Source organism: Nocardia sp. NPDC058499 (assembly GCF_042719915.1).
In the GTDB taxonomy this organism is placed as follows: domain Bacteria; phylum Actinomycetota; class Actinomycetes; order Mycobacteriales; family Mycobacteriaceae; genus Nocardia.
Genome location: NZ_JBHXMZ010000007.1, coordinates 67172 through 79735, shown reverse-complemented (window position 1 = coordinate 79735; position 12564 = coordinate 67172). Strand labels below are relative to the sequence as shown.

Here is a 12564-nt window from a genome sequence, read left to right as displayed (position 1 = left end):
ATGACGAGGACAGTTGCGGCAGGATCGCGGTATGCAGAGTGAGATCTTCGCCAACGAGAACATGGCTCAGCCCGCGACCGCGCCGGGGTTGACGGCGCAGAGTGCGAAATCATTGAAGTACGCCGTGAACGGTGAATGCCTCGCGCGGCAGGGTTCGATGGTTGCGTTCCGCGGGAACCTGCAGTTCGAGAAGAAAGGGCAGGGGGTCGGGAAATTCCTGCAGCGGGCGCTTACGGGTGAGGGAGTGCCGCTGATGGCGGTGCGGGGTCAGGGTGAGGCGTGGTTCGCGCATTTCGACCGGAACTGTTTCCTCGTCGACCTGGTGCCCGGTGATGCGCTCACCATCAACGGCCGCAATATTCTGGTGTTCGATTCGAGCCTGCAGTACGACATCCGGATGGTGCAGGGTGTCGGGATGGCCGGTGGCGGGCTGTTCAACTGCGTGTTCACGGGGCAGGGGCGGCTCGGGCTGGTGTGCGCGGGGACGCCGATCATCATTCCGGTGCATCCGCAGGCGCCGGTTTTCGTGGACACCGATGCGGTGGTCGGGTGGAGCGCGCAACTGCAGACCTCGTTGAATCGTTCGCAGAGTTTCGGTTCGATGGTCCGTGGTGGTTCGGGCGAGGCGTTCCAGCTGCGTCTCGACGGTGAAGGGTTCGTCATCGTGCAGCCCAGCGAGGCCTGATCACAGACCCGGAAAAAAGTTCTGGAAATTTTCGGCGTGGATGTCGAGAACGTCGTCACGGCTCCGTCCCAGGTGTGATCGACCAACCAGGGTCGGACATCGAAGGGAGAATCCCATGGCCAAGTATCTGCTCCTCAAGCATTACCGCGGCGCTCCGGCGTCGGTCAACGATGTGCCGATGGACCGGTGGACACCGGCCGAGATCGAGGCGCATATGCAGTACATGCAGGATTTCGCGGACCGTCTGGAGAGCACCGGCGAGTTCGTCGACGGTCAGGCGCTGGCGCCGGAGGGTGCGTGGGTCCGTTACGACGGCGAGGGCAAACCGCCGGTGACCGACGGCCCGTTCGCGGAGACCAAGGACCTGATCGCGGGCTGGATGATCATCGACGTCGACTCCTACGACCGTGCCGTCGAACTGGCCGGCGAGTTGTCCGCGGCGCCCGGCGCGGGCGGGAAACCGATCCACGAATGGCTCGAGGTGCGTCCGTTCCTCACCGCCCCGCCGACCGTCACCGAGTGATGACCGCCGACGCGCTGGACGCGGGCCGGCTGCGGGACCTGATCCCCGGTGTCCTGGCGGCCCTCGTCCACCGCGGGGCGGATTTCGCGACCGCCGAGGACGCCGTGCAAGAGGCGCTGATGCGGGCCGTCGATACCTGGCCACGGCAGCGGCCCGATGATCCCAAGGGCTGGCTGATCACCACGGCGTGGCGGTGTTTCGTGGATCTGGCCCGCTCCGAAACCGCACGACGCAACCGTGAGCAGCGAGTATCCGAGGAGCCCGCGGCGGGACCGGCCGCATCGGAGGACGAAACGCTGCGGTTGTATTTCCTGTGCGCACACCCGAGTCTCACGCCCACCTCGGCGGTGGCGCTGACGCTGCGGGCTGTCGGCGGTCTCACCACCCGCCAGATCGCGCAGGCCTACCTGGTGCCCGAAGCCACCATGGCGCAGCGGATCAGCCGGGCCAAACGCACCGTGAGCGAGGTCCGGCTGGACACTCCCGGAGATCTGCGCACGGTGCTGCGGGTGCTGTATCTGGTGTTCAACGAGGGATACAGCGGCGATATCGACCTGGCCGCGGAGGCGATCCGGCTGGCCCGGCAGCTCATCGCGACCACCGGCGACCCGGAGGTTGCGGGCCTGCTGGCACTGTTCCTGCTGCACCATGCCCGGCGCCCGGCCCGCACTCGCGCGGACGGCAGCCTGGTGCCGCTGGCCGAACAGGACCGCGCGCTGTGGCGCCGCGACCTGATCGCCGAGGGCGTGACCATCCTGCAGGCGGCCCTGGCCCGCGACCGGCTCGGCGAGTACCAGGCACAGGCGGCGATCGCCGCACTGCACGCCGACGCGCAAACGGCGGAGGAGACCGACTGGGTGCAGATCGTCGAATGGTACGACGAGCTGATCGCGCTCACCGATAGCCCGATCGCCCGGCTCAATCGCGCGGTGGCCGTCGGCGAGGCAGACGGCCCGCAGGCGGGACTCGCAGCCCTCGCCGAACTCGACCCGGGACTCCCCCGCTACACCGCGTCGGCTGCCTACCTCCATGAACGCGCCGGCGATACCGCCACCGCCGCGCGGCTCTATGTGCAGGCCGCCGACCGAGCGCAGAACCTCGCCGAACGCAACCACCTGACTCTCCGCGCCGCCACCCTCCATCAGCGCCTTCGGGACGACGGGAGCTGAACACCTGTACCCGTGGTAGACCGATCCAGGCGTGGTCCCACACAGCGTCGATGCCGCGGCTTCCGGAAGCGAGCCGAGTACGCGGTCGCACCATCGCCGGGCCGCGGTGAGCGCAGCCTCGAGACCATGGTGACCCGCTCCAGGGACTCTTGTTGCTGCGTGCGGTCGACCGTTTTCCCCTCAGCGCCGGGGTCGCCACACTGCGGTGGCGGGACCCTGGTCCACGCCAGGCGGATCAGATCCTGCCGTGTTCACGGAGCGTGCTGATATTGCCCAGGGTCACCACGCCGCGCCATTCCACGGTCTGGCCGGGTGTGAAGTGCAGGAAGTCGAAATCCCAGCCACCGTCGTCCAATTGCTCGCGTTCGAGCCGGTCCAGGTCGGCGGCGATCGTCTGTTCGCCGAACAACGCCCGGCTCGGTGTCGCCGGGCGCGGGGACAGCGTGAGTGGGCCGATCTGCTCGTTCTCGACACCGCCTTCGACCGGTACCGTGCCGTCGTCGCGGATCGCGGCCCGGAAGCGTTCGACGGCCGCGGCGGCGCGGACGGGGTCGGGTACGGCATCGAGGAATTGCAGCGCGAATTTCACGGTGTAACCGGCAGGGGCCTCGGCGGCGTCGATCCGGTTCCAGCACCATGTTGTCGCCTTGTCGAGCCACGGATGCTGCACGCCGAGCCGCCACAGACCGGCAGCGAGGGCGTAGGTGAGGAATCCGGCCTCCGGGTTCGGCGCCATCCACGGGGCGTGCGGGTGCCCGGTGGCCGACGGCAGGACGGTCGGCACGCCGCCGTCCTGGTCGGCGATACCGGCGATCCAGTCGGCCAGCCCGGTGACCACGGGGTCGTGGGCGGCGTCCAGTTCGGCGAGTATTTCCAGGGCGGACAGTGCCGCCGACGGCTGACTGCCCGGGCATCGCACATCGGGTTCCAATGCGTGCCCGAATCCGCCGTCGGGGTTGCGGTAGGCGGCGAGTGCGGTGCGGACGGGTTCGACGGGGCCGTTGTCGAGGAGTACGGCGAGCCGGTGCCGTTCCAGGACGCGGGCGCTGGACTCGATGTACTGCCGGGCGGCTGCGAGGTCGATGCTCATATACCCGGAGGTTAGGCAGCTGTGAGTGTGGCGTCTTCCAGAAATCGGACAGGGGTGAGGCCGGTGAGTTGCCGTACCTCGTCGGTCATATGCGCCTGGCCCGCGTAGCCCACCGCATACGCGCGGTCCGCCAGTGATTCCCCGTCTGCCGCGACCAGCCGGCGCAGCCGGGCGACGCGAGCGAGGAACTTGGGCCCGTACCCCACTGCCGCCGTAACCCGGCGGTTCAGTTGTCGCTCGCTGACTCCCAGGTCGGCGGCCACGGCCGAGACCCGGGTGCGAGGGACGACCAACCGGCGCACAGCGGCGCCGACCAGCGGATCCGGTTCGGCCCTACGGTGCAGCAGTGCTTCGGTCACCAGCCGCAGCCGCGACGCCGGGTCCGCGGACTCCGGGCGTTCGGACCAGTCCGCCACCGCAGGCCAGAACTCGGACAGTGGCAGTTGCCGATCGCGGACTTCGTCGGCGGGCACCCCGAGAACACGGCCGGCTACTCCGGGCCGCAATCGAAGGCCCCCGGCTCGTTCACCGACCGCAGCCCACATCATCGGCGCGGTATCGGCGCCGACCACCAGCAGGTGCCGGCCCAGCCAGACCAAATCGACGCATCCATCCGGTATGACCCGCTGCGTACCGTCGACGAGAGCATCGCTTTCCCACACGCACGCCACCACAGGCTCCAACCCGGCCGGTGGCCGGTACTCACGGTAAGCGCCCACGGCTCGACTGTATCCGGTGCCCGCGACAACTCTCCGCCGCGCGTGCGACGACAGTCTTGGCCGCGATCAGCGCTTCCACGGGAGCGGATGGTGCGGTTCAGCGGTTCGTGCCCTGACCGGTGGTCGAGAGCTTCGGCCGGGCACCGCACACCTTCGCCGAGTGGGCGGTACACAACTCGGCGGCGTTCCGGTAATCGGGCCGGGCGCCGCGGTCAGCGGCAGCAGTTGGGGTCCAGTACCACGCACAAGGCGGCGAGCGCGTCGCGGTGGGCGCGGTGGACGACGTTCATACCGTTGCGTTCCGAGGTGATCAGGCCCGCTTTGCGGAGCTGGGTCAGATGGTGGCTGACGGTGGATTCGGACAGGCCGACCGCGGCGGCGAGGTCGCCACCGTTGGCGCCGGCGACCGGGTCGGCCAGCAGCAGTGACATGAGTTTGACCCGGACCGGGTCGGCGAGCGCTTTCAGGCGGAGCGCGACATGCAGGGCTGCCTCGTCGTCGATGGGACCGGCGGCCACCGGGGCGCAGCAGACGGGGGCGGTCGTATCGATGACGGGTAGCGTTTTCGGCATACCGCGATCCTACCGACAGTATTGACATATGTCGAAAAGGTGGCAGACTCGGCCACATCACCTTTTCGATATATGTAACACAACTGGAGGTTTGCGATGTCTCGTGTACAGCTCGCTCTGAATGTCGACGATCTGGAACAGGCCGTCGGGTTCTACTCCACCCTGTTCGGCGCCGAACCCGCGAAACGCAAACCGGGATATGCGAATTTCGCCCTCGCCGAGCCGCCGCTGAAGCTGGTGCTGATCGAGAACCCGGGCCAGGGCGGCAGCGTCAACCATCTCGGGGTGGAGGTCGACTCCTCGGCGAAGGTCCACGCCGAGATCGCACGCCTGACGGAGGCCGGTGTGTTCACCGAGGAGCAGATCGCGACCACATGTTGCTTCGCCGCCCAGGACAAGGTGTGGGTGACCGGACCGAACGCCGAACGCTGGGAGGTCTACACCGTCCTCGCCGATACCGAGCATTTCGGCACCGCGCCCGAGTTCGCCGAGACGGATGACCGCGCGGCAGTGCAGGCCTGCTGCGGCACCGACGGCCGCGGTGCGGGTGACGCAGAGCCGCAAGCGGCTTCCGCGGACGCGTGTTGCGCACCCGCCGCTCGGTAGCGCGGACTATCGGTTCATGGCGCTCGCGGCACCGGAGGCCCGCGGGCGCTGTTTGCCGGATGAGACGCGGGTAATCCGTTCCCCGATATGCCGGTACACCGGCGATCCGTACGACGGGAACGGAAACCATGGACGACTCCACCGGCCACAGCATGTTCGTCGACGAGGAAGTGCGGATACCCATCGGCGATATCCACCTCGACGCCCGGATCCGGCTGCCCGCGCCGGACTGCGGGATCGTCGTTTTCGCGCACGGCACCGGCAGCGGCCGGCACAGTCCGCGCAACCGGCACGTGGCCGCCGTGCTCGAGCGGGCCGGACTCGGCACCGTCCTGCTCGATCTGCTCACCGCCGAGGAAGAACACCGCGACCAGAGCACCCGGGAGCTGCGGTTCGACATACCGCTGCTGTCCGGCCGGCTGGCGGCAACCGTGGACTGGCTGGCCGGGCGGGCGGCAACCGCCGAGAACCCGGTCGGCCTGTTCGGTGCCAGCACCGGTGCCGCGGCCGCACTCCGCACTGCCGCCGAGCGCCCGGCCGCCGTCCACGCCGTCGTCTCCCGCGGCGGCCGCCCGGACCTCGCGGGCGACGCCCTCTCCCGGGTCCGGACACCCACGCTGCTGATCGTCGGCGGTGCCGACGCCATGGTTCTGGATCTCAACAGGGACGCCCAGCAGCATATGACCGTGCGTCCGCGGCTGGAGATCGTGCCGGATGCCACGCATCTGTTCGAAGAACCCGGCGCGCTCGACCGGGTCGCCGCGCTCGCGACCGACTGGTTCCTGGCCAACCTCGGCACCGCACCCACGGCGAGCCCGGCGTCCTGAGCCGGGTCAGGCGCCGAGCGATCGGACCTCGCTGTCGAGCAGTGCGGCCTGGGTGACCAGGTCATTGTCTGCTGGGCTTTCTCCCAGCTGGGCGATGAGGTCGGCACGGGTCACGACGACCAGGCCGTCACCGTCGCGCGGGGATGCTTCACGGACCTGCATTCGCCCCTCGGACAGTACGAGGCAACTGTCCGGCCCCGCCTCGAGCAGCCGCTGGAGATCGGCCGGATCGACCTGTGTGCGGACCCGGCGCTCGGCACTGTTTCCGGATGAATTGTCGGTATCCATGCGCCCCGTATGCCCCGAGTATCCGCGCGGAAACACTCGCAGCGCTCGTCTGGCCGGGCGCGATCGCCGTCGCCGCAGGGCGGCTCGCAGATGACCGCGGACCACCATCAGCGCGGGCCCTCGGCGGCGCCGATATCGGCGACCGTGCCCTGTTTGCCCGCGGCGCAGCCGGGTACTGCGGCGCCGCAAGCGACCGTAGGAGGTGGACACCCATGGCGGAAACAGTGGTGGACGACGAACTCTGGGACGATTTCCACCGAGTGGTCAATATGTCGTCGCGTGAGCTCGGCGATTGGTTGCGCACCGAGGCGGCGAGCGCGGTGGCCGAACGGGAACCGGATCGTTCCGGACCCGAAATCGGGCGGCAGGTCCTGGCGATTCTCGGCAAACGCCGCACCGATCTGACCGCCGGCGATGTGGCGGTTATGCGGCGTGTGGTGGCCACGATCACCGCGGAACGCCGCGACGATCTGGAGCCGGTGGCCGGTGACGCCCAGTTCCGGCATCGGCTGATGTGCCTCGGACACGACCCGCTGAAAGCGGCGTAGCCCCCGGCCGGTTCAGGCGGGCAGCAGTTCGGCGATGAGCGCTTCCACCCGGGTGCGGATCTCGTCGCGGATCGGGCGCACGTCTTCGATACCTTTACCCGCCGGGTCGGGCAGGTCCCAGTCCCGGTAACTGATCCCTGGGAAGACCGGGCAGGTGTCGCCGCAGCCCATGGTGATCACCACGTCCGAGGACTGCACGGCGTCCGCGGTGAGGATCTTCGGCGACCGGCCGGCGATATCGATACCGACCTCCGCCATCGCCGCGACCGCCGTGGGATTCACGGTGCCGGCGGGTGCGCTGCCCGCGGAGCGCACCTCGATCGCGTCCCCGGCGAGGTGGGTGAGGAATCCGGCGGCCATCTGCGAGCGGCCGGCGTTGTGGACGCAGACGAACAACACGGTGGGTGTGGTCATGGAATCGTCTCTTTCCTGCAGGAGTAGGTCAGGGCCGGACTTCGGCATCGCGGGGAGCCGCGCCCGCGTCGACCGGTGCACCGGGATTCCGGAACCTGTTGCGGAGCGCGAGGGACACATAGACCAGCCCGACCAGCACCGGCACTTCGATCAGCGGTCCCACCACCCCGGCGAGCGCTTGACCGGAGGTGGCGCCGTAGGTGGCGATCGCGACCGCGATGGCGAGTTCGAAATTGTTGCCCGCCGCGGTGAAGGCCAGCGTGGTCGTCCGCTCGTAGCCGAGGCCCATGAGCGCACCCAGCAGATAGCCGCCGCCCCACATGATCGCGAAATAGGCGAGCAGCGGTACCGCGATCCGCACGACGTCCAGGGGCTGGGCGGTGATCCGCTCGCCTTGCAGCGCGAACAGCACCACGATGGTGAACAGCAATCCGTACAGCGCCCACGGCCCGATCCGCGGGATCAGTGTCGCCTCGTACCAGTCGCGGCCTTTCGCGCGCTCCCCGAAACGGCGGGTGAGATATCCGGCCAGCAGCGGGATCCCGAGGAAGATCAGCACCGATTTCGCGATCTCCCAGGGCGAAGCCTCGATCGTGGTCTGCTCGAGCCCCAGCCATCCGGGCAGTATCGAGAGATAGAACCAGCCCAGGACCGCGAACATGATCACCTGGAAGACCGAGTTCAGCGCCACCAGGACAGCGGCGGCCTCCCGGTCACCGCAGGCCAGATCGTTCCAGATGATCACCATGGCGATACACCGCGCCAGCCCGACGATGATCAGCCCCGTGCGGTATTCGGGCAGGTCCGGCAGCAGTAGCCACGCCAGCGCGAACATCAGCGCGGGTCCGAGCAGCCAGTTCAGCACCAGCGACCCGGCCAGCAGCCGCCGGTCGCCGGTGACGGTGTCGAGCCGGTCGTAGCGGACCTTGGCCAGCACCGGATACATCATGATCAGCAGCCCGATCGCGATCGGCAGCGAGATCCCGTCGATTTCCACCGCGGCCAGGCCGTTGCCGAGTCCGGGTATCAGCCGGCCCAGCAGCAGCCCGGCGACCATCGCCACCCCGATCCACACCGGCAGGAACCGGTCCAGTGTGGAAAGCTTCCCCACCACACCCGGTGCGCTGCCGGTCGTCTCGGCGCTCACGCGTTCACCTCGGCGGCAGCACCGCTTTCCACCAGCAGGACCTCCGCGAGCTGTCGCAGTACCTCCGGGACCACCCGGTAGTACACCCAGGACGCGCGCCGCTCGCTGGTGAGCAGTCCCGCGCCACGCAGCACCTTCAGGTGGTGCGAGATCGTCGGCTGGGTCAATTCGATGCCCTCGGACAGATCGCAGACGCAGGCTTCCTGCCCGGCCCGCGACGCGATCGAGCTGAGCAGCCGTAACCGCACGGGATCCGACAGCGCCTTGAAGACCGCCGCCAACTCCACCGAGGCATCCGCCGACAGTGGTTCCCGGATCAGGGCAGAGGGACTACACCCCTCGACCGGCCTCTGCGAATTAGACATGCATCGATATTGACCGTCATCTAACCCAGAGGGCAAACGAACGCCCGGTGAACTATCCCACGACGGGCTCCGCCGACATCCGACGAACGCTCGACAGCCCGTCAGATGTTCGAGTCGCCCCAGCGGGTTCGTTCCCGGCTGCACAGCCGCCGGACCCGCTCCTCCGGGGCACCGTCGACCATGAGGCTTCAGCCTGCTGTCGCGGGGGCCAACCGCGGGACCGGCGGCAGCGGCGCGGATTCCGGGGTGGCACGGAATGCTTCGATCACGAAGGCGGCGAAGCGCCGCGAAGCCGCGGTGCGGGCAGCCTGCGAGCCGGGTTGAATACCTCGGTGCGCCATGAGCATCAGCATCAGGTCGTCCAGCACGAAATCGGGGCGGAGGTGCCCGGTTTCCTTCGCTCGGCGCGCCAGTTCGATGATCGATTTCAGCGCGTACTCCCGGCTCGCGGCGAAATCCACGGCGTTCGGGAACGTCGACATGAATGCTTCGGTGAATCCTCGACTGTGCGCGTTCAGCTCGAACGTCCGCTCGATGACGCGGCAGAAGCCGTGCCACGGGTCCGGATCGGCCAGACCCTCGTCGGCGATGGCGTGGCAGGTACGCATCTGGTCGATGAATGCCTCGGTTGCCAGGGCTTCCTTGGTCGGGAAATGGCGGTAGAGGGTGGCGGGTCCCACCTCGGCGAGCCGGGCGATCTCCCGCATCGGGACATCCAGCCCGTCAGTGGCGAACAGGGTGCGCGCCGCCTCGAGGATGCGGTCGCGGTTGTCCCTGGCGTCGGAGCGCAGCGGGTGAGTCAAATGGGCGGGCATCCCTCTCACTTTAGCTAAACGGACGGGGGCGTCCGTTAGCGTCGGAATCGAGCGAGACGATTCGTTCCTCGCCGACCCGCCCCAGACCGAGGAGAGATAGTGAAGGCAGTCGTCATCCGGTCATTCGGCAGCCCCGACGGGCTGGCCGTCATCGATACCCCGGCCCCCGTTCCCGGCCCGGGACAGGTGGCGATAGCCACCGAGGCGATTGGCGTCGGCGGTGTCGACGCGATGATCCGCCGCGGCACCCTCGCCGGCTACGGCATCGAGGAAGGCCATGTCCCCGGTTCGGAGGTCGCCGGAACCGTCACCGCTGTCGGCGAGGGGGTCGACGCCTCGTGGACCGGCAAGCGGGTGTGGGCGTTCACGGGCCGCGGCGGCGGTTATGTGGAACAGGCCCTCGCCTCGGCCGAGGAAATCCTGCCACTGCCCGCGGACCTGTCCGCCGCCGACGCGGTCACCCTCGGAAGTTCCGGAATGGTGGCCCATTTCGCCCTGGCGCACGCCCATTTCGCCCCCGGGGAGGCCGTGCTGATACGCGGCGCCGCCGGCAGTATCGGTGTCATGGCGATCCAGCTGGCGGCCAGCGGCGGCGCCCGCGCCGTGGCGGTCACGACCTCCTCGGCGGAACGCGGCGACCGCCTCCGCGCACTCGGCGCCACCCATGTCCTGGACCGTTCCGGTCAGGGCACCACCGACGTCCCCACCGGCTACGACGTGATCATCGACATCATCTCCGGGCCGGATATGCCGGCATTCTTCGACAAGCTCGCGCCGAAAGGTCGCATGGTCGCCGCCGGCGCCGTGGCGGGCTTTCCACCGCCGGATTTCGGCGCGACCATGCTGGCTTCGTTCCTGAAGTCACTGTCGTTCGCGACCTTCAGCGCCGACACGGTCGCACCGGCCGACCGCCGTGCCGTCCAACTCGACCAGTGGGCCGCCGCCGGCCGCGGCGACCTCCGCGCAGTCGTCCACGAAACGCTACCCCTGGAGAAAGCCGCACTCGCACACCGGAAGATGGACGACGGCGAGGTGTTCGGCAGAATCGTCCTGATCCCGTAGCGGAGAACGCGAAGATCAGTCGAGTACGGCGTATGCCTCCACCTCGACCAGCACGTCGGGTTCGAAGAGATAGTCGACGCCGATCGCCGACAGCGGCGGTAGCGGCTGGGGTATCCCCAGCTCGCCGACGACGCTGTCGATACCCGCGACGAAGTCGTCGTACTTGTCCGGACTCCAGTTCGTGACGAAGAACCGCAGGCGGACGACGTCGGCGAACGTCGCGCCCGCACCGGCCAGGCCGCGCGCCGTACTGCGCAGGGCGTGCGCGACCTGACCGGCGAGGTCACCGGTCGCGACGGGATTACCGTCGGCGTCGCGCGCGATCTGTCCGGCGATGTGCACCTGGCGGGCACCGGTGGCGATGGAAACGTGGTGATACGGAACGGGCGCGAACATACCTTCGGGGGTGAGCAGCTGCACTGCCATGGGTGGTCCCTTTCGCTGGTCGAAGCAGGTATCTGATGTCTACCTGGTGCCCGAAGGGAACTTCAACGAGACTAAGTATCATGACGGAAACCACCGCACCGGCCCCGCAGCTCACCCCACAGCACCGCGACCTGCTCGATCAGGTGCTCGACAAATGGTCCCTGCGGATCCTCGATGCCCTGTGCGAGCACGGACCGTTGCGCTTCAACGGCCTCCGCCGGGCCATACCGGTGGTGACGCAGAAATCGCTGACCACCGCGCTGCGCCGCCTCGAACGCAACGGGATGATCGAGCGGATCGTCACCAGTACCCGCCCCGTCGCCGTCGAATACCGCCTGACACCGCTGGGCAGATCGCTACAGGACCTCCTCGACGCACTCCTGAACTGGGCGACCGGCACCTTGCCCGAGGTCGAACGCGCCCGCGCGGAATTCGACGACCGGCTGGACGTGGATCAGCCGGCGCTGTAGCACCGCGATCCCGAGCCGGCTGCGCGAGCCCGCCCCGGCTACCCCCTCAGGGTTCGCGGGCGAGGAGATCGGCCTGACGGAACCAATCGCCGCCCACCAGGGTGACCACCACCCGGCGGACTCCATGGGCTGCCATCGCCGCCCGGTCCCTGTTCGACGCGCGCCCCGAGTCCTGATTCCGCGTTCACGCCATTTCCGGCACCCGCAGATGTGCGAGCGCCAATTCGAATTCCCGGACATCGAGTGCTTCGACCCCCGTCTGCCGGGCCGCATCCACCCGTAGCGAAGCCGACTGCTCCCGGCTCGCGCGCATCGCCGCGGCACTCTCGTAGCTGGTACACGAGACCGCCCGCCCGGACCGGCGGTTGATCATCAGGCTCGCACTGCAGAACCCGTCCAGCTGCTCCATCGCGGGCAGGGTGGCGGACTTGTAGATCTCCACGGCCGAATCGAGACGGCTCGGATCGGTCTTCACCCAGGTCGCGCGGACGCACGCCCCCTCGCCCGCCCGGTGCGCCCGATGCAGTCCGGCGATCTCCCAGTCCTGGATCTGCGCGCTGCCGCCGAACATCGCGAGCCCCCGATCACGGATCGGAGCGATCCGGTCCTTGCTCGCGTCCATCGCTTCCTGCGATTCCCACGAACTGGTGGCAATGCAATGCCCGGTATCCCGGTCGACCAGCAGCGACAGCCCCATACACCCGGGAATTTCCCGCAGACCGGGCAGAACCTCATCGCGCATATACGCGATCCCGGAATCGATAGCGGAGGGTCGCGCCTGAATTCTGGTAGATCGCGCGAACACGACCCACCCCCTCTCTGCTCGGGGCGGCACCCC

18 protein-coding genes are annotated in these 12564 nt (G+C 68.4%); 8 read left to right on the top strand and 10 right to left on the bottom strand.

Going from position 1 to position 12564, the window contains the following annotated elements:
• Positions 1-31: 31 nt before the first annotated feature.
• From ACFWPH_RS21710 to ACFWPH_RS21700, 3 genes are all read left to right on the top strand, one after another.
• Positions 32-685: an AIM24 family protein gene (locus ACFWPH_RS21710; RefSeq protein WP_378753724.1), complete on the top strand. Its 654-nt coding sequence runs from the start codon at positions 32-34 to the stop codon at positions 683-685.
• A 115-nt stretch (positions 686-800) separates the two neighbouring features.
• The gene (locus ACFWPH_RS21705; RefSeq protein ID WP_280415726.1) at positions 801-1208 is read left to right on the top strand and encodes a YciI family protein; all 408 of its coding nucleotides are present in this window, start codon (positions 801-803) and stop codon (positions 1206-1208) included.
• On the top strand, positions 1208-2377 hold the full coding sequence (locus ACFWPH_RS21700) for an RNA polymerase sigma factor (RefSeq protein ID WP_378754247.1): 1170 nt from the start codon (positions 1208-1210) through the stop codon (positions 2375-2377). The genes ACFWPH_RS21705 and ACFWPH_RS21700 overlap by 1 nt, the downstream gene beginning before the upstream one ends.
• Positions 2378-2612: 235 nt before the next feature.
• Here the strand turns inward: ACFWPH_RS21700 and ACFWPH_RS21695 are convergent, their stop codons facing one another.
• The 3 genes from ACFWPH_RS21695 to ACFWPH_RS21685 form a co-directional block, all read right to left on the bottom strand.
• Positions 2613-3467 carry a hypothetical protein gene (locus tag ACFWPH_RS21695; protein WP_378753722.1) on the bottom strand — a complete coding sequence of 285 codons (855 nt, stop codon included), beginning with the start codon at positions 3465-3467 and terminating at the stop codon, positions 2613-2615.
• Between the two features lie 11 nt (positions 3468-3478).
• Positions 3479-4186 (bottom strand): DUF6597 domain-containing transcriptional factor, encoded by a 708-nt coding sequence (locus ACFWPH_RS21690; RefSeq protein WP_378753720.1) that lies wholly within the window; start codon positions 4184-4186, stop codon positions 3479-3481.
• Positions 4187-4398: 212 nt separating this feature from the next.
• On the bottom strand, positions 4399-4758 hold the full coding sequence (locus tag ACFWPH_RS21685; RefSeq protein ID WP_378753718.1) for an Rv2640c family ArsR-like transcriptional regulator: 360 nt from the start codon (positions 4756-4758) through the stop codon (positions 4399-4401).
• 96 nt (positions 4759-4854) lie between these two features.
• On the opposite strand from ACFWPH_RS21685, the gene ACFWPH_RS21680 reads away from it, so the two are divergent.
• Both ACFWPH_RS21680 and ACFWPH_RS21675 read left to right on the top strand, forming a co-directional pair.
• Positions 4855-5364 (top strand): ArsI/CadI family heavy metal resistance metalloenzyme, encoded by a 510-nt coding sequence (locus ACFWPH_RS21680; protein WP_378753716.1) that lies wholly within the window; start codon positions 4855-4857, stop codon positions 5362-5364.
• 128 nt (positions 5365-5492) lie between these two features.
• On the top strand, positions 5493-6191 hold the full coding sequence (locus tag ACFWPH_RS21675) for a dienelactone hydrolase family protein (RefSeq protein ID WP_378753714.1): 699 nt from the start codon (positions 5493-5495) through the stop codon (positions 6189-6191).
• 6 nt (positions 6192-6197) lie between these two features.
• Here ACFWPH_RS21675 and ACFWPH_RS21670 read toward each other — a convergent pair whose 3' ends face one another.
• Positions 6198-6479, bottom strand: a complete 282-nt coding sequence (locus ACFWPH_RS21670) for a hypothetical protein (RefSeq protein WP_378753712.1) — start codon at positions 6477-6479, stop codon at positions 6198-6200.
• A gap of 212 nt (positions 6480-6691) precedes the next feature.
• On the opposite strand from ACFWPH_RS21670, the gene ACFWPH_RS21665 reads away from it, so the two are divergent.
• Complete coding sequence (locus ACFWPH_RS21665) at positions 6692-7027, top strand: DUF3140 domain-containing protein (RefSeq protein WP_378753710.1); 336 nt, start codon at positions 6692-6694, stop codon at positions 7025-7027.
• Positions 7028-7039: 12 nt separating this feature from the next.
• Here ACFWPH_RS21665 and ACFWPH_RS21660 read toward each other — a convergent pair whose 3' ends face one another.
• The 4 genes from ACFWPH_RS21660 to ACFWPH_RS21645 all read right to left on the bottom strand — a co-directional run bounded on the left by ACFWPH_RS21660 (position 7040) and on the right by ACFWPH_RS21645 (position 9768).
• Positions 7040-7441: an arsenate reductase ArsC gene (locus ACFWPH_RS21660; protein ID WP_378753708.1), complete on the bottom strand. Its 402-nt coding sequence runs from the start codon at positions 7439-7441 to the stop codon at positions 7040-7042.
• 28 nt (positions 7442-7469) lie between these two features.
• Positions 7470-8588 (bottom strand): ACR3 family arsenite efflux transporter, encoded by a 1119-nt coding sequence (arsB, locus tag ACFWPH_RS21655; RefSeq protein ID WP_378753706.1) that lies wholly within the window; start codon positions 8586-8588, stop codon positions 7470-7472.
• Complete coding sequence (locus ACFWPH_RS21650) at positions 8585-8953, bottom strand: ArsR/SmtB family transcription factor (protein WP_378753704.1); 369 nt, start codon at positions 8951-8953, stop codon at positions 8585-8587. Before ACFWPH_RS21650 ends, arsB begins: the two co-directional genes overlap by 4 nt.
• A 188-nt stretch (positions 8954-9141) precedes the next feature.
• Complete coding sequence (locus tag ACFWPH_RS21645) at positions 9142-9768, bottom strand: TetR/AcrR family transcriptional regulator (RefSeq protein ID WP_378753702.1); 627 nt, start codon at positions 9766-9768, stop codon at positions 9142-9144.
• 99 nt (positions 9769-9867) lie between these two features.
• Here ACFWPH_RS21645 and ACFWPH_RS21640 point away from each other — a divergent pair, with 99 nt between their 5' ends.
• The gene (locus tag ACFWPH_RS21640; protein ID WP_378753700.1) at positions 9868-10830 is read left to right on the top strand and encodes a zinc-dependent alcohol dehydrogenase family protein; all 963 of its coding nucleotides are present in this window, start codon (positions 9868-9870) and stop codon (positions 10828-10830) included.
• Positions 10831-10845: 15 nt separating this feature from the next.
• On the opposite strand, the gene ACFWPH_RS21635 is transcribed toward ACFWPH_RS21640, so the two are convergent.
• Positions 10846-11256 (bottom strand): RidA family protein, encoded by a 411-nt coding sequence (locus ACFWPH_RS21635; protein WP_378753698.1) that lies wholly within the window; start codon positions 11254-11256, stop codon positions 10846-10848.
• Between the two features lie 80 nt (positions 11257-11336).
• Between ACFWPH_RS21635 and ACFWPH_RS21630 the strand changes: the two genes are divergently transcribed.
• The gene (locus ACFWPH_RS21630; RefSeq protein WP_378753696.1) at positions 11337-11726 is read left to right on the top strand and encodes a winged helix-turn-helix transcriptional regulator; all 390 of its coding nucleotides are present in this window, start codon (positions 11337-11339) and stop codon (positions 11724-11726) included.
• 184 nt (positions 11727-11910) lie between these two features.
• On the opposite strand, the gene ACFWPH_RS21625 is transcribed toward ACFWPH_RS21630, so the two are convergent.
• Entirely contained in the window at positions 11911-12531 is a 621-nt protein-coding gene (locus ACFWPH_RS21625) for an antibiotic biosynthesis monooxygenase (protein WP_378753694.1), read from the bottom strand.
• Positions 12532-12564 lie beyond the last annotated feature (33 nt).

What these genes read in the sequence shown, in the direction of transcription:
- ACFWPH_RS21710 (WP_378753724.1), top strand. Translation starts at nt 32, where the DNA reads ATGCAGAGTGAGATCTTCGCCAACGAGAACATGGCTCAGCCCGCGACC.
- ACFWPH_RS21680 (WP_378753716.1), top strand. Translation starts at nt 4,855, where the DNA reads ATGTCTCGTGTACAGCTCGCTCTGAATGTCGACGATCTGGAACAGGCC.
- ACFWPH_RS21695 (WP_378753722.1), bottom strand. Translation starts at nt 3,467, where the DNA reads ATGAGCATCGACCTCGCAGCCGCCCGGCAGTACATCGAGTCCAGCGCC.
- ACFWPH_RS21705 (WP_280415726.1), top strand. Translation starts at nt 801, where the DNA reads ATGGCCAAGTATCTGCTCCTCAAGCATTACCGCGGCGCTCCGGCGTCG.
- ACFWPH_RS21685 (WP_378753718.1), bottom strand. Translation starts at nt 4,758, where the DNA reads ATGCCGAAAACGCTACCCGTCATCGATACGACCGCCCCCGTCTGCTGC.
- ACFWPH_RS21650 (WP_378753704.1), bottom strand. Translation starts at nt 8,953, where the DNA reads ATGTCTAATTCGCAGAGGCCGGTCGAGGGGTGTAGTCCCTCTGCCCTG.
- ACFWPH_RS21660 (WP_378753708.1), bottom strand. Translation starts at nt 7,441, where the DNA reads ATGACCACACCCACCGTGTTGTTCGTCTGCGTCCACAACGCCGGCCGC.
- ACFWPH_RS21635 (WP_378753698.1), bottom strand. Translation starts at nt 11,256, where the DNA reads ATGGCAGTGCAGCTGCTCACCCCCGAAGGTATGTTCGCGCCCGTTCCG.
- ACFWPH_RS21630 (WP_378753696.1), top strand. Translation starts at nt 11,337, where the DNA reads ATGACGGAAACCACCGCACCGGCCCCGCAGCTCACCCCACAGCACCGC.
- ACFWPH_RS21665 (WP_378753710.1), top strand. Translation starts at nt 6,692, where the DNA reads ATGGCGGAAACAGTGGTGGACGACGAACTCTGGGACGATTTCCACCGA.
- ACFWPH_RS21700 (WP_378754247.1), top strand. Translation starts at nt 1,208, where the DNA reads ATGACCGCCGACGCGCTGGACGCGGGCCGGCTGCGGGACCTGATCCCC.
- ACFWPH_RS21670 (WP_378753712.1), bottom strand. Translation starts at nt 6,479, where the DNA reads ATGGATACCGACAATTCATCCGGAAACAGTGCCGAGCGCCGGGTCCGC.
- ACFWPH_RS21675 (WP_378753714.1), top strand. Translation starts at nt 5,493, where the DNA reads ATGGACGACTCCACCGGCCACAGCATGTTCGTCGACGAGGAAGTGCGG.
- ACFWPH_RS21645 (WP_378753702.1), bottom strand. Translation starts at nt 9,768, where the DNA reads ATGCCCGCCCATTTGACTCACCCGCTGCGCTCCGACGCCAGGGACAAC.